Source organism: Microbulbifer sp. SE14 (assembly GCF_059834885.1).
This window is the reverse complement of the sequence record NZ_JCBAJA010000029.1, coordinates 1-19,784: the sequence shown is the minus strand read 5'-3', so window position 1 is coordinate 19,784 and position 19,784 is coordinate 1. Positions and strand designations below refer to the sequence as shown.

Genomic DNA, 19,784 nt, shown 5'->3' with positions numbered 1-19,784 from the left:
TATTCCTGCGGATACTTCCAATAACCCTTGGAGCGGAAGGCCTGGTCACCGATAGTGATCAATCTGCGAATTGATCGTCGAGTCCTTGATCCTGTTGTCCTCCGCCAGCAACACCGCCTTGGACAGGATCACCGGCAGCGTATTGTCACCCTCGAACGGCAGGAACAGCTTGTCCGCGGCCGAGTCTTTGCGGCTGCCGGGCACTATGCACAGGTACTGGCTGTTCGGCTCCATCAGGATATTGCCCGAGCCCAGGTGGATCTTGTAGGTGCGCCGCCGGCCCTCGACCACCAGGAAGCGGTCGATAAACTGGCACTGGGGCCCGATCTTCAGTTTGGGCACCAGCTTCTCCAGGATCGCCTTGCGGGTGTGGGCGCTGGCGTTGAGTTCGCCGAAGCTGAAGGAGATCCACCCGGCGGTTCCTGCGCATCCTGTAGCCGTTCAGGTCGCGCTCCGAGTCGCTGGGCTGGATCAATCCCATAAACTTTTCCGGGCCGAGGCGTTGTAGCGCTCCACCTCGGTCTGCACCCGCACCTCGATCAGCTCCCGCACCGAAATGGTCTCGGCGGGGAATTGCAGCAGGCTTTCGAAAACCTTCTCGCCGCCGGCGGATTCGTCGGAAATCTTCAGGGCCACTGCCATGTCTGCCTCTCCCCCGTGGATAAAGTGGAAGTTGGGCTGCCAATATACCGGATTACCACACCCGGGGGCAGGACCGCTGCAGGCCGGGGAAATTCAACGGAAAAATCTACTGCTTCTTATTTGTTTGGCGTCCGGTCCCGGTCTGCTCCGGGCTCCACTTCGGTGCCCGGGGCTAGCGGGGTGTGGCTGCGGAAGGCGGCGCGCGCGATCATGTGGATGCCCACCGGCACGGTCAGGAACAGGAACAGGACCGCGGCCACCGCGTGCGCCGTCACCCGCGCTTCGTGGAGCAGCAGCGCGACGGCCGCGAGCAGCAGCCCGCAGCACAGGGTGGCGGCCTTGCCGGAGGTGCTCATGCGCATATAGATGTCCGGCATGCGCACGAGTCCGAGTGCCGCGGTAAAGCCGAAAAAACTGCCGCTGAGAATCAGGACCGCCGCCAGAGTTTCAGTGATCCCCATGCTCTCGTGCTCCGTCATCGTGTTTCGCCTGCGCGCCGCCGCGCTCGATAAAGCGGGCAAATGCCACCGAGACCAGGAATGCCACCAGTGCCAGCGCGATCGCCGCGTCCAGGTACACCGCGCGCCCCGTCGCCACTGCCAGCAACGCGCAATAGGCGACCGCGAGAACATTCAGTACGTCCAGGGCCACCACCCGGTCCGCCAGCGTCGGTCCCCGGGCGATGCGGAAAAAGCACAGCGCCAAGGCCAGCAGCAGCAGCCAGGAGGCCAGGTTGATCGCAACTTTCAGCAGCGACGAATCGCCCGTGGTGATCGCCTCCAGCATCAGGACAGGACCTCCTTTACCCTGCGCTCGAAACCGTCGCGTACTTCGCGGCGAAAGGCGTCCGCGTCGTCGACAAACATCGTGTGGATATACAGCGCGTCCTGTTGCGGGGAGATATCCAGCACCAGCGTGCCCGGCGTGAGTGAGATCAGCTGGACCAGGGTCAGTATCTGGTATGGTTCGCGGATTGCCAAGGATACGCGGATGATTTTCGGGCGGCTGCGGCGCACCGGGGAGAGCACCTCGCGTGTGGCGCGCAGCCCGGAGATCACGACTTCGCCGAGAAAAAACAGCAGCAGCCCGAGTGCGCGCGGCAGCCGCCGGAAGTAGCTGTCGCCGCGCAAACGGCCGCGCGTCGCGGCCAGCGCCACATAGCCGATCGCGAAGCCGGCGAGAAAATTGAGCAGGGTCGCGCTGCCGGTCAGTGCCAACCAGCTGATCGCGAGCAGAATGTTTAACAGAAACAGTTTCAATGTCAGTTCCTCTTGCAGGGGTCGTCAGGAGCCGGCGAGCACCGCGTCGATATAGGCGGTGGGGTCCAGCAGGCCGGCGGCGGCGCGCAGGGAAAAGCCGATCAGCGGTTCCGGGAACAGCCCCAGTGCCAGGGTCACCAACGCCAGCGCCAGCGACGGGACCATCCGCTGCAGCCGCTCGGCGCCGGCGAGCGGCTGCGCCGCATTCTTCTCGCCGCCGGGATGATCCTTCCAGAAAGCCTCGGCCCAGATCTTGCTCATCGAATACAGGGTCAGGGCGCCGGTCAACAGTGCCAGGGCGGCGACCCAGTAGGCGGCCAAGTCCAGGCTGGCCTTCACCAGCAGGAACTTGGCCCAGAAACCGGACAGCGGCGGAAAGCCGGCGAGACTGAAAGCGGCGATAAAAAACATCGCGGCGAGCAGCGGGCTGTGGCGATAGAGGCCGCCGATGCGCCGCAGCTCGAAACTGCCGGCCAGCCGCCGCGCCGTGCCGCTGATCAGCAGCAGGTTGGTCTTGGCCACGATGTTGTGGACCATGTAGAAAATCGCCCCGCCAAGTGCGAGCGGGCTGTACAGCGCCAGCCCCAGCACCAGGAAACCGATCTGGCTGATGATGTGAAACGCGAGAATCTTGCGAAACTCGTAGTGCGCCGCGGCGCCGAGGACACCGGTCAGCATCGTCAGCAGGGCGGCCGGCAGCAGCAACTGGTGCACCAGTCCGTCGCCGGCGGGGAAAATCAGCGTGAAGGTGCGGATCAGCGCGTAGACCCCGACCTTGGTCAGCAGCCCCGCAAAGACCGCGGTGACCGCCACCGGCGGCGCGTGATAGGAGGCTGGCAGCCAGAAAAACAGCGGAAACAGCGCCGCCTTGATGCCGAAGGCACCGAGCAGCAGGGCGCCCAGCGCATCGACCGCCACCGGGTTGTCGAGCGCGGCCACCGCCAGGTGCAGACGCGCCATGTTCAGGGTTCCGGTGAGGCCGTACACCAGGCCGATCGCGGTCAGCATCAGCAGGGTCGAGACCAGGTTCAGTGCCAGGTACTTGATCCCCGCGTCCAGTTGCAGTGGCTCGCCGCCGAGCACCATCAGCGCGAAGGACGCGATCAGCATCACCTCGAACCAGACGTACAGGTTGAACAGGTCGCCGGTGGCGAAGCTGCCGCAGACACCGGCCAGCAGCAGCTGGTAATAGCTGTGAAAGCCGAGCCGGGCGCGGGCGCGGTCGATATCCGCCAGCGCGAAAACCGCCACTGCGATACCGACGCCGCCGGCAATCAACAGCATCACCGCACTCAGGTAATCGGCGGCCAGCGAGATGCCGTGCGGCGCCGGCCAGCCGCCCATCTGCGCCGCCACCGGCCCCCGCTGCACAACGGTGACGAAAATCGCCAGCGTGACGAGCAGCAGCAGCGCGCAACTGCCGATGCTGATCCCGCGTGTGAGTCCGTGCCGCCGCCGGGTCAGGAAGGTCGTCAGCGCGGCGGCGATCGGCAGCAGGAATGGCAGTGCCAGTAACCAGCTCAAGTCAGTGGCCCCCTTCCGCGCCGTGTTTCGGCACCGGTTCGGCGAGGCGCATGGTATCGGCGTTCAGGGTGCCGAGGCTGCGGTAGCTGTCGACGATCAGCGCCAGCGCAAAAGCCAGCAGCCCGAAACCGATGACGATGGCGGTGAGAATCATCGCCTGGGGCAGGGCATTGGCCACCGCCGACGCGGGCGCGTCGCGCCCCGCCTCGATCAGCGGCGGTGCCGCCCGCGTGAGCCGGCCGGCGGCGAAGATCGCCAGGTTGGCGGCGTTGCTGAACAGGATCAGTCCGAACAGATAACGCAGCAGGTTTGGCGCGAGCATCAGGTAGATGCCGGTCGCCGTCATGGCGCCGATCAGGAAAGCCAGGGCGGTCTCCATAATCAATCGTCCTCCAGCGCAAAAAAGAGTACCAGTACCGACCCGAGCACCGTCAGGTAGACGCCGATATCAAAGACCAGCACGGTCGAAAGTGGCAGCCCCTTGTCACCCTCGCCGCCGCCGACAAAAAGCCACAGACTCGAAAACGGCGCCCGGCCGAGTACTGCTCCCGCGACCCCGGAGACCCCGGCGAGCAGCGCGCCGGCGGCGGCGAGTCTTGCCGGCGCGATTCGCAGCGAAGCCTGCGCCGCGCCGGCGCCCCAGGCCATTGCAAACAGGATGAGCGCCGCCGCGGCGATCAGTCCGGCGATAAAGCCGCCGCCGGGTTCGTTGTGTCCGCGCAGCAGCATGTAGATCGAAAACAGCAGGATCAGGGGGGCGAGAATCCGCGTGGCACTCCGCAGAATCGGCGTGTTCATCCGTCTTGCCCCCTTCGCCCGCGCAGCAGCGCGACCGCGGCCACGGTCGCGGCAAAGACCACCAGTATTTCGCCGAAGGTGTCCAGCGCGCGGAAATCCACCAGGATCACGTTGACGATATTGCGCCCGTGGGCCTCCGGCACCGCCGCCTGCTCGAAGTATTCCTGCGTGGCGGAATCAAACGGCTGCTGCAGGACAAACAGCAGGGTTGCCGTCACCGCGCAGCCGAAGGCGGCGGCGAGCAGTGCGTGGCCGATGCGCAGTGCGGAAAGGTGCGGCCGCGGGAAGAGCGGCAGCCGGTGCAGGGTCATGGCGATCATGACCAGGAGGAGCGTCTCCACCAGCAGCTGGGTGATCGCCACATCCGGTGCGCCGAAGAACAGGTAGATCAGGGAGAGACTCACACCGAGAGCGCCGAGCCCGCAGATGGCCGCGAGTGGCCGCCGTGCCACAGCCGCGAGCAGCGCGCCGGCCAGCGCCAGCGCCATCACCGTCCACGTCTTGATCGTCAGCTGCGGCCAGCCGGCTGCGGGCGCGGTGTCGCCGCGCAACAGGGCCAACGCCAGCAGTAGCGCCAGGGTGGCGAAAACCACCATCAGGTATTGGCTCAGGACACCGTGCTGTAGCAGCCGGGTCTGCGCGGCGGCAATTGCCTTGAGGTATTCGATGGCCCTGTCCCAGCTCCGGTCGGCTCTCAGCGGCAGCCGCGGCGCCAGTGCGGACATCAGCGCGCGCAGCCGGCGCTGAGCCAGGAAGGCGGCGACGCCGAGGCCGAGGGTCGCGATACTCAGCAGCAGGGCCAGATTGATCCCATGCCAGAGTTTCAGCTCCACGATTCCCGGACGGCCGAGAACGGCGGTCACCGCGGGTTGCACCAGGCTGTCCGCGATCAGGCTGGTGTCCAGGCCGAACGCCAGGCCCAGCCCGGCTAGCACCAGCGGCCCGATCCACAGGCCGGGGGGAGCCTCGTGCCCGCCGGCCCCGCGGGGCCGGCGGCCGAGGAAAGGCTTCAGTACCACCGTGGCCGCCACGGTCAGCATCAGCGCATTGGCAAACACCACCGCAGCGGCGGCCAGCAGCGGCACCGAGGCCATGGCCAGCGCACCCTGATATTTCAATTCCTTGCCGATAAAGCCGAGAAACGGCGGGAAACCGGCCATGGATACGGCCGCCGCCAGCGCCGCGACAAACGAAATCGGCAGCGAGCGCCAGAGCCCGCCGAGCTGCGCCAGCTCCCGGGTGCCGGTGGCGTGATTGATGATTCCCACCACCATGAACAGCGCCGCCTTGTAAAAGGCGTGCACCAGCACAAAAGTGATGGCCGCGGCGATCGCCACCGGTGTATCGGAGCCGAGGAACATGGTCAGGATGCCGAGGGCCACCACGGTGGTATAGGCGAGCGCCAGTTTGAGATCCGTCTGGCGCAGCGCCAGGGTTGCCGCGACCACGGCGGTGGCCGCGCCCACCGGCGTCAGGGTCCACTCCCATAGGGCGGTGCCCGCCAGTGCCGGGTGCAGGCGCGCGATCAGGTAGATGCCCGCCTTCACCATCGTCGCCGAGTGCAGGTAGGCGCTCACCGGAGTCGGCGCCGCCATCGCGTTGGGGAGCCAGAAGTGGAAGGGTATCTGCGCGGACTTGGTCAGCGCGCCGGCGAGGATCAGCAGCAGCATCGGCGTGTAAAGGGCGCTGGCGCGGATCTGCGCGCCAGCCTGCAGCACGCTGACGAGCCCGTAGGAGCCCGCCGCCTGGCCCAGCAGGATCAGGCCGGCGAGCAGGCACAGACCGCCGAACGCGGTGACCAGCAGCGCCTGCAGCGCCGCGCGCCGCGCCGCGGCACTGGCGTGGTTGAAACCGACCAGCAGGTAACTGGCGATGGTGGTTACTTCCCAGAACACGAACAGCGCGATCAGGTCGGCCGCCAGCACCACCCCGAGCATGCCGACCATGAACAGCAGCAGGTAGAGATAGAAGCGCGGCAGCTGCGCGTGGCCGCGCAGGTAGATGCTGGCGTAGAGCACGACGAAGGCGCCGATACCGCTGACCAGCAGCGCGAACAGCAGGCTCAGGCCGTCGACCAGGAACACCAGCGAAACGCCGAGACTCGGCACCCAGGGCAGGCCGAACTGCAGGGTCGCGCCGCCGCGTACGTCCGGCAGCAGCCACAGCAGCCACAGGGTTACACAGACCGGAACGGCCAGTACCAGCAGCGTCAGGGCGGTGTCGCGCTTCCTCCGGTCCCGGGGGGTAACCCCGGTGTGCGATTTTTCTTCCATTGGGATCCTTCCCCGGTGCGGTGCGCAAACCGTCCGATTGCCGGCCGGGTCAGGAAATTGTAGACCGGGCAGGGCGTTTACCGCGCGCGGTACGCCGGGAAAAGGGGCGTCAGGAAGAGGGGCGCGCCAGACTCCCTGCTAAGAAGGTTTTCGACTTCCTGCAAACTCCTGCAGATTTTCACTGCCGGGGGCCCATTTTGCCCTCGATGAGCAATATATATTGGCATTGGGAAAATGGTCGGGTTCTTCGTCAAGGGTTCCCAGCGCTATTTCATAACATGAATCGGCGCTGCGCACTTTGTAATACAGGCTGGAACCGCATTCTTTGCAGAATCCTCTCTCGGCCTTGACCGAGGATTTATACGCTTTGATGTGGGATTCCCCGCTCAGCCACTGGAAGTTTTCGGGCAGCACGGCACCGTAAGTGCCGTGGGAGGAGCCGCTTGTTTTTCTGCACATGCGGCAAAAGCAATTCGCTATGTTCGGTTCAAACCGCTTGATTTCATACTGAACCTGACCGCAAAGGCAGCTTCCTTTCATGGTCTTCCCTCAATGTGACTACTTGTAGAATACCGACAGCCAAATGGTGGCCCTTTCCGGGTCCGTCCAGCGAACCCGGTGCCTGGTGTGGGCGGGAATATTGATAAAGTCGCCGGCGCCGAGATTGACCTCGCGCCCACCCTCGAACACCAGGCTGGCCGCGCCCTGCAGGACCATAACCCACTCGCTCTCGTCCTGGTCGTACCAGCCGCTCTCGGGGGAGCTGTGGCCCTGGGAGACGATGCGCTCGATCCTGACGCTGTCGCTGCGGACTATATCCTCGAAGACTTCCTCGCGGAGATCTTCGGGCAGTGATGCGAATATATTTTTCATGGGGTTTGAGCCGCTGAAGGCGACAGCCGTATCTGTGTTTCAAAAGCCGACGGCTGTCCGGTTTCCAGGAATCTGTGTCTCAGCCTTCTGGAAATCGCGTCCGCAGAAAGCGTCATGCCGGCACTGACGCCGATCAGTATCAGGGCGACATCAAAGCGCAGGAACTCAAAGGCCGAGTCGATATAAAAGCCCAGGGTCGGAATCCCCAGGATACCCAGCATCGCCGTCTCCCGGATAATAATCTCCCAGCGATAGAAGCAATAGGCCAGGAAGCGCTGGTACAGCGTCGGCACATAGTAGTAGGCGAAGCGGCCCAGCGGGCCGGACCGGATAGCGGCGGGCGCCAGCTCGTCGCTGTGCCTGCCCAGCAGGTGCCCGATAATGGCGCCGTTGTGCAGCGTCATCGCGATAATGGCCGGCAGCATCGAAGGCCCCAGCACGATCAGGCCGATAAAATTCAGCAGGTACTCCGGCAGGGATCTCAGGACCAGCAGCAATCCGTCGCCGGCCCTTCGCGCCCAGACCCCGACGAAGTGCGAGGAGTTCAGGGTGGACCCCAGCAGAGCAAATACGCCGGTCAGCACCAGCACTATCTGCGCCAGCAGGACAGTGTTCCAGACCCCGGAGGCGATCTGCTCGCCGAGCCACAGCAGCCAGCGCCCCGTCTTCTCCAACGGCCAGTCCTCGCGCAGTGGCGCCGGCACACAGTCCCGCAGGAACTGGTCCAGGTTGGCTGCGTTCCACTGCGCGCTTATAGGCCTGGCGACAAAGGCCACCGGCACCAGCAACCAGAGCAGTTTCGCCCGGAACCAGAAGCGCAGCGAGTAGACCAGGGCCAGCAGGGTCAGCAGCAGCGCGCTCGCCGCGGAGTAGTCGCCGGTGCGCAACGCCGTCTCCAGGTGGAAGCCCAGCGTGGGCAGACCGATAAACCCCAGCACCACCGACGAGCGCAGGGCGCACTCCATGCGGTAGGCCGTGTAGTTGCGCATCGCGTGCAGTGCCAGCGGAAGCCTGGTGTAGAAGAAGTGGCTGACACTGGCGCGCCCGTCGGGAAGCAGCGCCCTGGCCGGGGCCGGGTCACTCTCCTCCAGCTGCTCGCCGTAGACCTTCGCCAGGGTGCCGGCAAAGGGCAGCACAATCGCCAGCACACCCGCCAGGGTGGAAATGCCGAACACCTGGATAAAGATCAGCGCCCAGAATACCTCGTGCACCGAGCGCAGGCAGGCGGCGACAATGCGCACCCAGGCCAGGTGGTAGAAAACGGAAAACACAAAGCCGAGGCCGGCGGCCAGAATCACCCCCTGCAGCGAAAAGGTCAGGGTGTAGACGACCGCGTCCAGCCACTGGCGCGGATCGTCGATCCGCGGCGACACCAACCCCTTCGCCATCAGCCACAGCTCGTGCCCCGGGCTGCGGGTGCCGATATCGATATCCGCAAATGCGAGGCAGACAGCGGCGATGGCCGCAAAACAGAAGGTGAGTCTTCTCAGGCTGCGTCTTTGCTGGAGAAGGTGCGCCAGGAAGTGCATCACCGGTAGAGCTGCTCTATTGAGTCGCTATCGAGCTGGTCGGCGGGGCAATCGAGGAATACGCTGCGGTCCTTCAGCCCGATGACCCGGTTGCACAGCTTCAGGGCCAGCTGCGCATTGTGCAGCGCGATCACCGAGGTGCTGTGCCGGCCGGTCAAGAGCTCAAGGACCCGATGGCCCTGAAGCCTGTCCAGCGCCGATACCGGCTCGTCCGCCAGCAGTATGGATTTCCGCTGGTAGAGGGCGCGGGCGACGGCGACCCGCTGCTGCTGGCCGCCGGATAATTCATCGGCCTTGGTCCACAGCAGGTCGGCGATACCGAGCGGTTCCGCCAACTCCCTGATTTCCGCCTTGAAGCGCGGCGACGGCAGCAGCAGGTTCTTCAGGTTCACGAAACCGGAGTGGCGGTCCAGCGCACCCGAGTAGATATTGTGGAAGGCCTTCAGCTGCGGCACCAGGGACGCCTGCTGCGGGCACCAGCTGGCCCTGTCGCCCAGCTGCCCGCGGATATGCCGCAGCAGGGTGCTTTTGCCGGCCCCGCTCCTGCCGAGCAGCGCAATACGGTCGCCCTCCCGGATGGTCAGGTGATCAATTGCCAGCGCCAGTTTATCCGCGGCGTTCTTCGTCTCACTCGGATAGGTCAGCCGGCAGTCCTGCAATTCGAGCAGAACAGCCATCAAAATTCGTCGAGCAGGCCGATCGCCTGGGCGGTCTGCTCGATGGCCCGGTAGACATTGTTGTCCGCCGGAACAAACCGGGATCTCGGGAAGCCGTCCAGGATCGCCCTGTCGTCGATGGCCAGCAGCGCCGCGGTCAGCCTGTCTTTGAAGGCGGCCCCGAACTGCCGGTCTATATCCCCGCGCACCGTCCACTGGTAGTCCGCGTATTCCGGCGTGGTCCAGATCACCGACACCTGGTCCGTATCCACGTCGCCACTGGCAACCGCCTTCTCCCAGACGGCGTAATTGACCGCGCCCACGTCAAAGGCACCGGACTGCACCAGGGCAATGGTGCGGCTGTGATCGCCGCTGAAGCCGACGCGGGAGAAGACCTGCTCCGGCGCCTCGCCGAAGGCCTCGCGGATATAGAACTCCGGCATCAGGCGCCCGGAAGTGGAGCCCTTGGAACCGAAGGTAAAGGTCCGGCCGGCAACGGCCTTGGGCAGATCCTCGCCCGCCTCGATAGCGGCGCTCTTGTGGGCGATAAAGTAGCTCTTGAAGAACTGGTCCTCGTACCCCTGGGCAATCGCCTCGGAACCCGGCACCGCCCTGCGCGCCTGCACACCGGACAGGCCGCCGAACCAGGCCAGCTGCACCTGGTTGTTCCTGAAGGCGGTGATGGCCGCCGGGTAGCTCTTCACCGGGATGTACTTGGCGTCCACGTCCAACTGCCCGGAAAGATAGTCCGCAACCTGCTGGAAGCGCCGCACCAGCTCGGCTTCATTCTGGTCGGGAATGGCGGTAAAGGTAAATTGCGGGCGCTGGGTATCCGCGGCCAACCCGATCTGGGCTGGGCCGCTCACGGACACCAACAGGGCCAGTAATGCGGTTAAATAGCGCATCGGTAGGGGCCTTATGGTGGGGGAAGATTGTGGGTGCTTTTTAGCGCAAGTGGCCGGATTTTACAAATGGCTGGGAGTGGGGGCTGTGGTGGCGACAGACGGTGGAGGCTTACCCGTGGCTCGGCTTATCCTGGGTCGTACCGGCTCATCGAACCCACTAGGTTAGAAAGGTGCTTTCACCGTTGCACCTGTCAGGTGTTTCGTGGGTTGATGAGAGACGTCAGCACATGGTCTTCCCACTTGCCATTGATGCACAAATACCTTTTAGCCAGGCCTTCCCGCTCAAATCCCAGGCCCTCTAGCAGATTTTCGGATCTCCGATTGCCGGGCATATAGTTCGCCATGATGCGGTTGAGTTTGAGCTTATTGAATGCGTAATCAATCACATGCAAACACAGCTGCGTCATAAGTCCTTTGCCCTGATGCGACCGTGAGATGGCGTACCCCATATTGCACGCCTGGAATGGGCCTTTCACTATATTGGTCAGTGAACAAACACCAATGACTTCTCGGGTTTCAGCATCAAAGGATGCGAAATATGCCGAGCGGCCCGCGAGCTGTTCTTCTTCTCGCTCTGCTAGACGTTGAGCCCAAGCGTCAATCGAATGAAAGCCTTCCGGTCGCAGTGGCTCCCAGCGGCGTAAGTGCGTTGAGTTTTTTTGATAGAACGCACTGATGGCTTTTGCGTCGCTTTTGGAAATGAATCGTATCTGAATGCCCGATTCTTTTGAGACTCTTATCGGTTCCTCCATAAAATCGTGCCGAGCTCTCAACCATCGCCGCCGATCGTGTCGCGCAGTCTGCCAAACACATCGCGAATCAACTTCCCGGCGGAAGGCGCCTTTCGGTCCAGCTCGGTTCTCAGCGCCAGCAGCTCCTCGTCGTCGGGCGCGACCTTGAGGCCCCGCTCGATATAGTAGCCGGCGCCCTTGTAGTCGCTCTTCAGCATATCCGCCCGCGCCAGGCGGATATATTCCCCGGTCAACTGCGCAATAGCCGCGTGGGCCCGTTCGTTGTCCGCGTCTATGGCCAGGGCCTGGCGGAAATAGAAGAGCGCATTGTCCCCTTTCGGCCCGTGCAACCTGCCGGCCTCCAGTGCCTGCGCGCCCTGCGCCAAGTATTCGTCTATCTGCTTGTCGTCCGCGGCCTGCAGGCCGCGGATGGCCTCGCGGTTGTCGCTGTCCAGCAGCAGCGCCTGGCGGTAGAAATAGCGGGCGTTGTCGCCCTCGGGCGCCGTGTAGCGGCCCGCCTCCATGCTCTGTTCCGCGCGGGCGAGCAGCTGGCGGATCTCCCGCTCGGTTTCGCTCTCGAAGGTAAGGCCGAAAAACAGCGCGGCCAGGACGGCAATCGCCGCCACTGCGGCCGGCCCGGGCCTGAGCCTCCCGGGCAGGGCCGCCCGCCAGCGCGCGGCGGGGGGAAGCGCGGCCTGTGGCCGGGCCCCGCGCCCGCCGTCGGCCGACGCCAGCAGGCGGTCGATATCGGCGATCAGTTCGCGGCAGGACTGGTAGCGGCCGCCCGGCTCCTTGGCCAGCATGCGCTGTACCAGCGGCGACAGGTAGTCGAGGTCGGCCGGCAGCTCGGGCACCGGCAGCTGGATATGGTTGATCGCGGTGCAGGTGTGGCTGTCCCCCTTGAACGGGTTATGGCCGAGCAGCAGCTCCAGGAGCACCGCGCCCAGGCTGTAGATATCCGTCGTCCTGTCGAGGGGCTGGCCCTGAGCCTGCTCCGGGCTGCTGTAGGAGGGGCTGCCCAGGCTGAAACCGGCCTGGGTCAGGTCGGAGTTGTTGTCGACGTCCTTGGCGATGCCGAAATCCGTCAGCACCGCGGTGCCGTCCTCGCGGAAGAGAATATTGGCCGGCTTCACATCCCGGTGGATGATGCCGTTGTCGTGCACGACCGCCAGGCCCTCGGCGATCTGCCGGATCAACCCGAGAGCGCTGGCCGGATCGGCAAAGCGCCCCAGGTTCCCGCTCAGGTCGCCGCCGCCGACGAACTCCATGGCGATATAGCAGTCCCCGTTCTCCAGCCTGGAGATATCGTGGATGGTGATCACATGGGGATTGTTCAGGCTGGCGATAAAGCGGGCCTCGTTGACGAAGCGCTCGCCGACGCCCGCCTCGGCGCTGTTGCGCAGTACCTTGATGGCCACCTTGCGGTTCAGCGACTCCTGGGTGGCCAGGTAGACGGACGCCATGCCGCCCTGGCCGATGGCACCGTGAATGCTGTATCCGGATATGTGAATGTTGGGGGAGAACTCATAAGCCCTGAATTACCCGTGATCGACCTCAAAAACTGCTGGTAAGTTGAAACACCCGAGCGGGAAAGGAGGGCGTTTTCTGGTCGGGTTGCCTGTTTTGTCGCCAGTCCTGTGCTCGCCAATACCCGGGTCCCGCGAAAGCGGGCGGCCGCCAAGGATACTCTTAGGGAGGGATAAGTTAAACGAAGCGGAGCGCACTTCGCGCCCCTCGGTATCACCCGCGGCTTCTTCAGCGGTCGCCGCTTATCTTGTTGCGCAACTTGTCGAGCGCATTGCGGATATGTGTCCTTATGGTGGGCGACTTCCGTTTTGACTTCTGTGCCAGTTGCTGCTGTGCTTTCTGCTGCCGGGCCTGCCGCTGCTCCTGCCTTTGCTTCAGCTGGGCGCGGAGCGACAGCAGTACCTCATTGTTCGGCGCTATGTTAAGACCGCTGTCTACGTAGTAGTGGGCACCGCTGTAGTCGCGTTCGACAATCCCGGCGCGCGCCAGGCGAATATACTCGTCGATCACCTGCCCGATACCGGCGTGCGCCCGCGCATTGTCTGCGTCTATGGCCAGCGCCTGGCGGAAGTAGAGTAAAGCGTTGTCCCCTTCCGGCCGTTGCAGCCTGCCGCGTTCCAGCGCCTGTGCACCCTGCGCCAGGTAGGCGTCCAGCTGCCTCAGCTCGGCGGTCTTCAGGCCCAGGGTTGCCTTGAGGTTGGTATTGTCCAGCAGCAGCACCTGGCGATAGAAATCGCGGGCGTTGTCACCGGCCGGCGCCATATAGCGGCCGGCCTGCATGCTAAGCTCCGCCTGGCCGAGCAGCCTGTCGATCTCCCGTTCGGTTTCGCTTTGATAAAAAATACCGAAATAAACTGCCGCCACAACCGCGCCGGTGGTCAGTGCCGCCAGTCCGCCCTTTATCCCTCCGGGCGGGGGCGACAGGCCCCATCGGCTGGGCGAAAATTCGTCGTCGTCTTCGCCGTCCCCCATTTCCAGTATTCGATCTATATCCGCGACCAGATCCCGGCAGGACTGGTAGCGCTCCTCGGGAAGCTTGGCCAGCATCCGGTTTACCAGCGGCGACAGATAATCGAATTCCGCCGGCAGCGCGGGCACCGGCAGCTGGATATGGTTGAACGCGGTAGCGGTGTGGCTGTCGTCCTTGAAGGGGTTATGGCCGAGCAGCAGCTCCAGCAGTACCACGCCCAGGCTGTAGATATCCGTCGTCACATCGAGGGGCAGGCACTGTGCCTGCTCCGGGCTGCTGTAGGAGGGGCTGCCCAGGCTGTAGCCGGACTGGGTCAGGTCCGAGTCGCCATCGATATCCTTGGCGATGCCGAAATCCGTCAGCACCGCCGTGCCGTCCTGGCGAAATAGGATATTGGTCGGCTTCACGTCCCGGTGAATGATGCCATTGTCGTGTACCACCGCGAGGCCCAGCGCAACCTGGCGGACCATGTCGAGCAGGGCACCGGGCGTGGCAAGCCGCGTCGGGTTTTCCGTCACATCACCGCCATCGACAAACTCCATGGCGATATAGCAGTCCCCCTTCTCCAGCGTCGAGATGTCGTAGATGGTGATGATATGGGGACTGTTCAGGCTGGCGATATAACGCGCCTCGTTGATAAAGCGCTCGCCAATACCCGCCTCAGAACTGTTGCGCAGGAGCTTTATCGCCACCTTGCGGTTCAGCGACTCCTGGGTGGCGAGGTACACAGACGCCATGCCGCCGTGACCGATGGCGGAATGAATGGTGTATCCGGGTATGCGAATGTGGGAAAAATTCATATCGCCTGATTTGCTCGATATCTGCGAGCAGGATGGGTTTTTGGCCGCCATGCGGTGCAAGCCGACGCGGACCTGCCGTATCAAGAACCGATAAATTAGATAGACGATCGTACGCCAGGTTACAAACGCCTTCGCCCCGCCCTGGAAAAAAGACGCGTCTGTTATTGGATGAGGAAATATGGGGCAGAAGAAGTGAGGGGAAATGAAGGTCAGAGTAAAATATTGGCGCAGCAGGTGGCCGAAAGTTTCCGCGTCAAGATTTTACCCTGATCCTGGTACGTCGAGCCGGCGCGGTTAGAACATACCCAGTTTGTTGGGGGAATCTTTGGGTATCTCCTGGGCTATATCCCACATTTCGACGATTTTTCCCCCGTCAAATCGCAGGATGTGCACAACGGCGTACTCGGTCGAGCCGTCCGCACGCTTCAAGTGGGAATGGACTGCCACCCGATCACCGGAGGCAATAACCTGTTTTACCGTGAACGATTTGTTTGGTTCCGAGGCCGCGCTCTGCTCCATGGCGAGGAGCAGGGATTCCCGGTCGCCCGGGAAGTAGGCGTTGTGGTGCTGGAAAGACTCGGCGACATACTGGGCGTATGCCTCTCGAACCCTGCCTTCCGCGGCCATGGACAGGAAGTTGGTTGCGATCTCTGAATTGTTTGTATTTGCCATGTTTGCCTCCGGAAGTCTCTACAAAAGTTAATCAAGGATTTCTGCGTAAACACTTTGCCCTGATTCCGAAATTTCCAATTGTCTAGTCTCCACCTCCGCAGCCGCTACTACAGCTACCGCAGCCAAAGCCGCCGCCGCCACCACCGGTAGTGTGTGAGGCCAGCCACTTCAACACCCGATAGAGCAGGTAGATACCGGCGACCCACATAATCACCGACTTGACATCGTCCTTGGCGATGGACGAGCAGGCAGTTAGCAGGGCGGAAATGCCAACGACTGGCAGCCAAAACCTGTTGCTTTTTGATGCTCCGGTGGTGGGACTGGGCCAGTATTCGGCGGGAGGTTCTGCGCCGAATTTGGATCTGTACAGATCCAGAGTGGATTGGTAGTCCTTGAGATCGCGAGTTCTTGATTCCTTATAGGCAGGGGATGGGTTGTGGTGGATTTCCTTGCCGATCAGGTCGCGACACAGGTCCTGCCAATAGGATTTTGTGAAGGTCAGGTGCAGGTGCCAGACCTTGTCGATGGTCTTTGATGGAACAACTCTGCCCTCTCCGGTTGTGGCGAGATAGATAAAGCGCTTGTACTCGAGGAATGCACGCTCGGCAAAGGTTGCGGTCCATTTGTTTTCCGCGGCGAGCTTCCTCAGGAAGAGATTGCTATCTGCATGGCAGGAGACTTCAAAGTCCAATATTTTTTGTTTCATTTTCATTTGGGTGGTGAAGTTCGAATTGATTTACTGTGTGACTCTAGCTATATTAGTTGTATTTCGCGTCAGAGCTTTACCATGCCTCCAGGTATTTTAAAGCTTAATTGCCGATGTCCTAAGGTATGGAACAATCTCACTCGTTTGTTAAGTCTTTTTATACCTTCTCGCGTCTCCAGCCAGGTAAGACTTACCTTGACCGCGCGAGGGTAAAGCCGGTAGCTAGGTGCAACAATCAGTTTCACAGAGATAGCTCTTACAGTGAAGGCGCTGGGTATCGGATAGCGATCACCAGCCATGGCGAAAAGTGGATCTACCCAGCGAGAATACTCCGGTTCCGACGGCTTTTAGCTCAGTTGTCCGGGTAGGTATACTGGGTCCGCTTATCTGTTATCGAATCTGCGGCGTAGACATAGAAAAACTCCAACTCACGGTCGCCTGTGTTGCGTATTCCGTGAACACATCCGGAAGGGATGAAGACCATACTGCCTGAACTGACGTGCTCCTCATCTCCCGCAATATGCACGATGCCTTCTCCAATCAGCACATGGTAAATCTCGGTCGCCTCGTGCCTGTGCAGCCCGAGCCATCCTCCTACCGGAACTTTCGCCAGACCTGCGGTCAGCGTGTCCGATGGCGTAGTACCATCTCCAATTATCGCGGTGAACGACAGAAGGCCGTTGCGCGAGTCATTCCAATCGGTCCATGAACTCTCTGAAACCTTGCGGACGAACGGCTTGGACATTAGCGGCTTTCCTCTTTGATCAACTACTGACTAAATATATTTAATTCTATGTAACTTTTAGACCATTCAAATTTCCCCGTATGTTCTAACGCCGCCAACACGCGCAGATTTGTAGTGGAGGCGAAGGCACAACGGAAAAGCTGTCGCCGTGCTTGGCTTTGTTACGTGTTGTTGCGCAAAACTCCATACGTCTTCTTTGCCTGTTCTATCTGATCATTTTCAGTAGTTTTCGGAAAGAGCAAATAGCTAGGTGCGAGAATTGGAGAGATGCTGTTGACTGACACCTCAAATATAGATTTAAATTTAAAATCTCGACCACCTAACGTATACAGTTTGTCTTCAAGTTTCTGATACTCCGGGCTGGATCGGTCTATTACCCGAGCCCTGCCAATCAATTTGAAACCCTTTTGCTTAAAGACGTGGACAAAGCTGATGCAGACATTGGAATTGAACGTCACGTTCTTAGCGCTTTGTGGTGATGCAATATTCGCAACCAACACCTTGTCGTCTTCATGATGTATGAACATTTCTTTTGGCGAAACGTTTGGAACCCCATTCTCATTAACGGTGGCGAGCCAACAAAGTACGCTCTCATCCATCGCTTTCTTCACTTCTTCAGTTAACACCACGATCTCTCCTAATACACGTAACGAGGCCGTAGAAAGACTCCAGCCTCTAATTTCTGGCTAAATTTTACACGCAGACCGCGCCTCTACGTGAATTTTGGACTTGTTTTGCACTGCGAAAAGCAATTCAGACCCCTCTCCGCACTGAAACTTTATCTACTCGGAAGTTGCTCGAGTTTTTCTATAGCCTGAACGCCCGCAACACCGGACAACTTGGAGCGCAGCGGAAATTTGTTCCGAGTGCTTGCGTTTGTTATACGTTATCGGCACCATCTTTGCGATGCCTAAAACCGGAAAAGCGGACATTATTATTCTACTTATCTTTATCTGATATCTCACTTTTGAGTTCGTTCAGCTTTCCACATAATTTATCAATAAAATCACACACACTGTCGGCCGCTTTTTCGAACTCTGCTGTATCTGATGATGAACCTTCTAATGAGCGAAAATCTAGCTCCTGCTCAGCCCAAGCACTCAAAAAATCATATACTTTTTGTTCTTCATCGGAAAAAACAGAGGGAGGGACCTGCTTATTTCTAACCGATTTAAGGGAAACAAACTCAATAAAGTGCAAGGCTCTATATAAATCAACGACCATTGAAAAACTGTCTGCTGCGAGCGACTCATATCTGCCAAGCCTGTTTCTCTCCCACACATTAGCCTCCGGGGAAAGTATGCTTAACGAATCGATAATCCCCTTAAACCTTGCTAACGGGTATGCGTGCCCATTTAATGAGCTTCTGTGCTCCCATATTTTCAAAATTAGATCAACGGTCTGCTGCTGGTATTTTTCTTTTTTTTCTGCGTTTTCTTCACGCTCAACCCTATCCATCATTTCAGCTAAATGATGTGACATCCATTTCCCCAGGGTATCACAACTGTCGGAGAAACCCAGCTCAGTCGCTAAGTGATGTCCAAGCACCAACACGTCCTTCAGCGGTAAAGATTTCTCCAGTTCTTCTGAAAAGATAGAGTCTTGCATACCGCGCTTCTTTTTTGGACTCTTCGTCATACTTCGTAACTCCATCTTTAGTCACCCTTCGTGTTATTTCGACCTCAAGAATTAAATCTAAATCAACATCTTTCAAATACTTCTTGAGGTAGCTCAATGAAATTTTCAAACGATGTCCATCAGAGATAACACTCCCATCGTAAATGTATTCTCTCTGTCTAGAGTCATCTCTTGCATCTCCCCAAGCCTCATAGGCAAATACTCTATCCCCGCTACGGTTATCAATCCAAGAAACTGGATAGTTATTGGATCGACACAACCCTAATACTTCAATTGTATTTTCGGAAGGCATACTTTCAATCATACGGACACCATGATTAAACGTGTCTTTCCCGTCCAATCGCGCATCACCAGAACTTTCGCATAGCCAACCACGTAATAAATAGGGGCCATCATCTATTTCAAATTCATGATCTGCAGGTGGCAAACGGTAATCGTGGGAGTCATCAGATGTTTGAAGGGCCCTAATCAATGACAGCCCGGTATCAGCGTTAACAAGCGAAGAAGATATTCTTACGCTGGTGCGATGATTACTGGTGCGAATATCATGAAGAGAATCCACAACCAGATAATTATCTGCGGAGGTTAAACCAATCTCCAGCTCAAAATCCTCAGCGGTAATTGATGCTACCCACTCTTCTGCTTCGATTGACGGTGGTTTGTGAAAACGTAACTCTAGTGGTGTTGGGCAGCGAAGATCACTTGACCAGTGAGGCGGCTGAGTTAATCCCTCTTGTCTCAAAAATCCGATTAGTGTTCCATAATCGTCATCATCATATTTAGGCTCAGCTAACGCATTTCCTGCCATTAGAGAACCGAGGCTACACCACATAGCGTGCCATTCCAGGTAGTATCTATGGCGCTCTATCGTCGGCATCGAACCGTGACTGTGGCTGTATAGGGTGTAGTTAGCGTTTTCAAACTTATGTTTTCTTGGTTCATTTTCCCATTTTGATAAATCGGAACCACTCTTCCAGCGATCCATGATCCAAGCTTCCGCCTCATCAAGAAACGTTTCTTCGTCAACATCAGCAAAACATCCTATCGCGCTCGGGTACACATACCTAAGAGTATCAAGTGAATCAAAGCTAAACCTTCTCTCTTTACCACCCTTACGAAATCCTCCTCGAGAAATTCGACGCTTTGATTCTTCGGTAGCTAATTCCGAAGTATTGATAGCATGCAGAGCTGAAATTTCCTGCTCATCAAAATCAATAAAGCCGTTTGAATGAAGCTTCATCAAACAGGATTTTGCAAAATGGCGCATCAAAACATGCGGGAAGTCTTGATCCGTGGAGAAACACAACAAACGGCGTGCAACAGGTGCGATGGCTTCCGGCACCTCGGATGCAATTCGATCAAATGTAGCGATGAGCCAAAGGCGTGCTGACAACCAATAAAACGGCACGCTATCTTCACGATAGCCGAGGCTGTAAATAATTCTGTGTAACCGCCCATGCCGCTGGTTACTGGTGATCGACCAAGCGATCACCAAATTCGATCATAAAACGGTTTAGCGCTGGCTTCCAGTTGCGG

At 59.5% G+C, this 19,784-nt stretch carries 23 protein-coding genes; all 23 read right to left on the bottom strand.

Translation table 11 applies throughout. From position 1 onward, the window contains the following. Positions 1-45: 45 nt before the first annotated feature. The 23 genes from AC6R19_RS17965 to AC6R19_RS17855 all read right to left on the bottom strand — a co-directional run bounded on the left by AC6R19_RS17965 (position 46) and on the right by AC6R19_RS17855 (position 19,740). Positions 46-408, bottom strand: coding sequence for a DUF7737 domain-containing protein (locus tag AC6R19_RS17965; RefSeq protein ID WP_500581268.1), 363 nt, complete (start codon positions 406-408; stop codon positions 46-48). A 63-nt stretch (positions 409-471) separates the two neighbouring features. Continuing rightward, positions 472-642, bottom strand: a complete 171-nt coding sequence (locus tag AC6R19_RS17960) for a hypothetical protein (protein ID WP_500581225.1) — start codon at positions 640-642, stop codon at positions 472-474. Positions 643-758: 116 nt separating this feature from the next. Beyond that, a complete protein-coding gene (mnhG, locus tag AC6R19_RS17955) occupies positions 759-1,121 on the bottom strand; it encodes a monovalent cation/H(+) antiporter subunit G (RefSeq protein ID WP_500581224.1) in 363 nt (120 codons plus the stop codon). Then, complete coding sequence (locus tag AC6R19_RS17950; protein WP_500581223.1) at positions 1,090-1,428, bottom strand: cation:proton antiporter; 339 nt, start codon at positions 1,426-1,428, stop codon at positions 1,090-1,092. Before AC6R19_RS17950 ends, mnhG begins: the two co-directional genes overlap by 32 nt. Continuing rightward, positions 1,428-1,901 carry a Na+/H+ antiporter subunit E gene (locus AC6R19_RS17945; RefSeq protein ID WP_500581222.1) on the bottom strand — a complete coding sequence of 158 codons (474 nt, stop codon included), beginning with the start codon at positions 1,899-1,901 and terminating at the stop codon, positions 1,428-1,430. The genes AC6R19_RS17950 and AC6R19_RS17945 overlap by 1 nt, the downstream gene beginning before the upstream one ends. 24 nt (positions 1,902-1,925) lie before the next feature. Continuing rightward, positions 1,926-3,425, bottom strand: coding sequence for a Na+/H+ antiporter subunit D (locus AC6R19_RS17940; protein WP_500581221.1), 1,500 nt, complete (start codon positions 3,423-3,425; stop codon positions 1,926-1,928). A 1-nt stretch (position 3,426) separates the two neighbouring features. After that, positions 3,427-3,804, bottom strand: coding sequence for a Na+/H+ antiporter subunit C (locus AC6R19_RS17935; RefSeq protein ID WP_500581267.1), 378 nt, complete (start codon positions 3,802-3,804; stop codon positions 3,427-3,429). Positions 3,805-3,806: 2 nt separating this feature from the next. Further along, a complete protein-coding gene (locus AC6R19_RS17930) occupies positions 3,807-4,223 on the bottom strand; it encodes an MnhB domain-containing protein (protein WP_500581220.1) in 417 nt (138 codons plus the stop codon). Further along, a complete protein-coding gene (mbhE, locus tag AC6R19_RS17925) occupies positions 4,220-6,496 on the bottom strand; it encodes a hydrogen gas-evolving membrane-bound hydrogenase subunit E (protein WP_500581219.1) in 2,277 nt (758 codons plus the stop codon). Before mbhE ends, AC6R19_RS17930 begins: the two co-directional genes overlap by 4 nt. Positions 6,497-6,634: 138 nt before the next feature. After that, entirely contained in the window at positions 6,635-7,036 is a 402-nt protein-coding gene (locus tag AC6R19_RS17920; RefSeq protein WP_500581218.1) for a GFA family protein, read from the bottom strand. An 18-nt stretch (positions 7,037-7,054) separates the two neighbouring features. Further along, positions 7,055-7,369: a cupin domain-containing protein gene (locus AC6R19_RS17915; protein WP_500581217.1), complete on the bottom strand. Its 315-nt coding sequence runs from the start codon at positions 7,367-7,369 to the stop codon at positions 7,055-7,057. Further along, complete coding sequence (locus AC6R19_RS17910; RefSeq protein WP_500581266.1) at positions 7,366-8,898, bottom strand: PhnE/PtxC family ABC transporter permease; 1,533 nt, start codon at positions 8,896-8,898, stop codon at positions 7,366-7,368. Before AC6R19_RS17910 ends, AC6R19_RS17915 begins: the two co-directional genes overlap by 4 nt. Continuing rightward, positions 8,898-9,575: an ATP-binding cassette domain-containing protein gene (locus AC6R19_RS17905; RefSeq protein WP_500581216.1), complete on the bottom strand. Its 678-nt coding sequence runs from the start codon at positions 9,573-9,575 to the stop codon at positions 8,898-8,900. Before AC6R19_RS17905 ends, AC6R19_RS17910 begins: the two co-directional genes overlap by 1 nt. Next, complete coding sequence (locus tag AC6R19_RS17900; RefSeq protein ID WP_500581215.1) at positions 9,575-10,459, bottom strand: putative selenate ABC transporter substrate-binding protein; 885 nt, start codon at positions 10,457-10,459, stop codon at positions 9,575-9,577. Before AC6R19_RS17900 ends, AC6R19_RS17905 begins: the two co-directional genes overlap by 1 nt. Positions 10,460-10,650: 191 nt before the next feature. Then, on the bottom strand, positions 10,651-11,211 hold the full coding sequence (locus tag AC6R19_RS17895; protein WP_500581214.1) for a GNAT family N-acetyltransferase: 561 nt from the start codon (positions 11,209-11,211) through the stop codon (positions 10,651-10,653). Between the two features lie 17 nt (positions 11,212-11,228). Further along, entirely contained in the window at positions 11,229-12,680 is a 1,452-nt protein-coding gene (locus tag AC6R19_RS17890; RefSeq protein ID WP_500581265.1) for a protein kinase domain-containing protein, read from the bottom strand. A 265-nt stretch (positions 12,681-12,945) separates the two neighbouring features. Continuing rightward, positions 12,946-14,487 (bottom strand): protein kinase domain-containing protein, encoded by a 1,542-nt coding sequence (locus tag AC6R19_RS17885; protein WP_500581213.1) that lies wholly within the window; start codon positions 14,485-14,487, stop codon positions 12,946-12,948. A 294-nt stretch (positions 14,488-14,781) separates the two neighbouring features. After that, the gene (locus AC6R19_RS17880; protein WP_500581212.1) at positions 14,782-15,159 is read right to left on the bottom strand and encodes a nuclear transport factor 2 family protein; all 378 of its coding nucleotides are present in this window, start codon (positions 15,157-15,159) and stop codon (positions 14,782-14,784) included. Positions 15,160-15,241: 82 nt separating this feature from the next. Next, positions 15,242-15,865, bottom strand: coding sequence for a glycine-rich domain-containing protein (locus AC6R19_RS17875; protein ID WP_500581211.1), 624 nt, complete (start codon positions 15,863-15,865; stop codon positions 15,242-15,244). Positions 15,866-16,217: 352 nt separating this feature from the next. Then, the gene (locus tag AC6R19_RS17870; RefSeq protein WP_500581210.1) at positions 16,218-16,610 is read right to left on the bottom strand and encodes a cupin domain-containing protein; all 393 of its coding nucleotides are present in this window, start codon (positions 16,608-16,610) and stop codon (positions 16,218-16,220) included. 161 nt (positions 16,611-16,771) lie between these two features. After that, entirely contained in the window at positions 16,772-17,236 is a 465-nt protein-coding gene (locus AC6R19_RS17865) for a pyridoxamine 5'-phosphate oxidase family protein (protein WP_500581209.1), read from the bottom strand. A 313-nt stretch (positions 17,237-17,549) separates the two neighbouring features. Then, positions 17,550-18,218: a hypothetical protein gene (locus AC6R19_RS17860; protein ID WP_500581208.1), complete on the bottom strand. Its 669-nt coding sequence runs from the start codon at positions 18,216-18,218 to the stop codon at positions 17,550-17,552. Then, on the bottom strand, positions 18,133-19,740 hold the full coding sequence (locus AC6R19_RS17855) for a hypothetical protein (protein WP_500581207.1): 1,608 nt from the start codon (positions 19,738-19,740) through the stop codon (positions 18,133-18,135). The genes AC6R19_RS17860 and AC6R19_RS17855 overlap by 86 nt, the downstream gene beginning before the upstream one ends. Positions 19,741-19,784: the final 44 nt, after the last annotated feature.

What these genes read in the sequence shown, in the direction of transcription:
- AC6R19_RS17960 (WP_500581225.1), bottom strand. Translation starts at nt 642, where the DNA reads ATGGCAGTGGCCCTGAAGATTTCCGACGAATCCGCCGGCGGCGAGAAG.
- mnhG (WP_500581224.1), bottom strand. Translation starts at nt 1,121, where the DNA reads ATGACGGAGCACGAGAGCATGGGGATCACTGAAACTCTGGCGGCGGTC.
- AC6R19_RS17950 (WP_500581223.1), bottom strand. Translation starts at nt 1,428, where the DNA reads ATGCTGGAGGCGATCACCACGGGCGATTCGTCGCTGCTGAAAGTTGCG.
- AC6R19_RS17935 (WP_500581267.1), bottom strand. Translation starts at nt 3,804, where the DNA reads ATGGAGACCGCCCTGGCTTTCCTGATCGGCGCCATGACGGCGACCGGC.
- AC6R19_RS17930 (WP_500581220.1), bottom strand. Translation starts at nt 4,223, where the DNA reads ATGAACACGCCGATTCTGCGGAGTGCCACGCGGATTCTCGCCCCCCTG.
- mbhE (WP_500581219.1), bottom strand. Translation starts at nt 6,496, where the DNA reads ATGGAAGAAAAATCGCACACCGGGGTTACCCCCCGGGACCGGAGGAAG.
- AC6R19_RS17920 (WP_500581218.1), bottom strand. Translation starts at nt 7,036, where the DNA reads ATGAAAGGAAGCTGCCTTTGCGGTCAGGTTCAGTATGAAATCAAGCGG.
- AC6R19_RS17915 (WP_500581217.1), bottom strand. Translation starts at nt 7,369, where the DNA reads ATGAAAAATATATTCGCATCACTGCCCGAAGATCTCCGCGAGGAAGTC.
- AC6R19_RS17910 (WP_500581266.1), bottom strand. Translation starts at nt 8,898, where the DNA reads ATGCACTTCCTGGCGCACCTTCTCCAGCAAAGACGCAGCCTGAGAAGA.
- AC6R19_RS17905 (WP_500581216.1), bottom strand. Translation starts at nt 9,575, where the DNA reads ATGGCTGTTCTGCTCGAATTGCAGGACTGCCGGCTGACCTATCCGAGT.
- AC6R19_RS17900 (WP_500581215.1), bottom strand. Translation starts at nt 10,459, where the DNA reads ATGCGCTATTTAACCGCATTACTGGCCCTGTTGGTGTCCGTGAGCGGC.
- AC6R19_RS17895 (WP_500581214.1), bottom strand. Translation starts at nt 11,211, where the DNA reads ATGGAGGAACCGATAAGAGTCTCAAAAGAATCGGGCATTCAGATACGA.
- AC6R19_RS17885 (WP_500581213.1), bottom strand. Translation starts at nt 14,487, where the DNA reads ATGAATTTTTCCCACATTCGCATACCCGGATACACCATTCATTCCGCC.
- AC6R19_RS17880 (WP_500581212.1), bottom strand. Translation starts at nt 15,159, where the DNA reads ATGGCAAATACAAACAATTCAGAGATCGCAACCAACTTCCTGTCCATG.
- AC6R19_RS17875 (WP_500581211.1), bottom strand. Translation starts at nt 15,865, where the DNA reads ATGAAACAAAAAATATTGGACTTTGAAGTCTCCTGCCATGCAGATAGC.
- AC6R19_RS17870 (WP_500581210.1), bottom strand. Translation starts at nt 16,610, where the DNA reads ATGTCCAAGCCGTTCGTCCGCAAGGTTTCAGAGAGTTCATGGACCGAT.
- AC6R19_RS17860 (WP_500581208.1), bottom strand. Translation starts at nt 18,218, where the DNA reads ATGCAAGACTCTATCTTTTCAGAAGAACTGGAGAAATCTTTACCGCTG.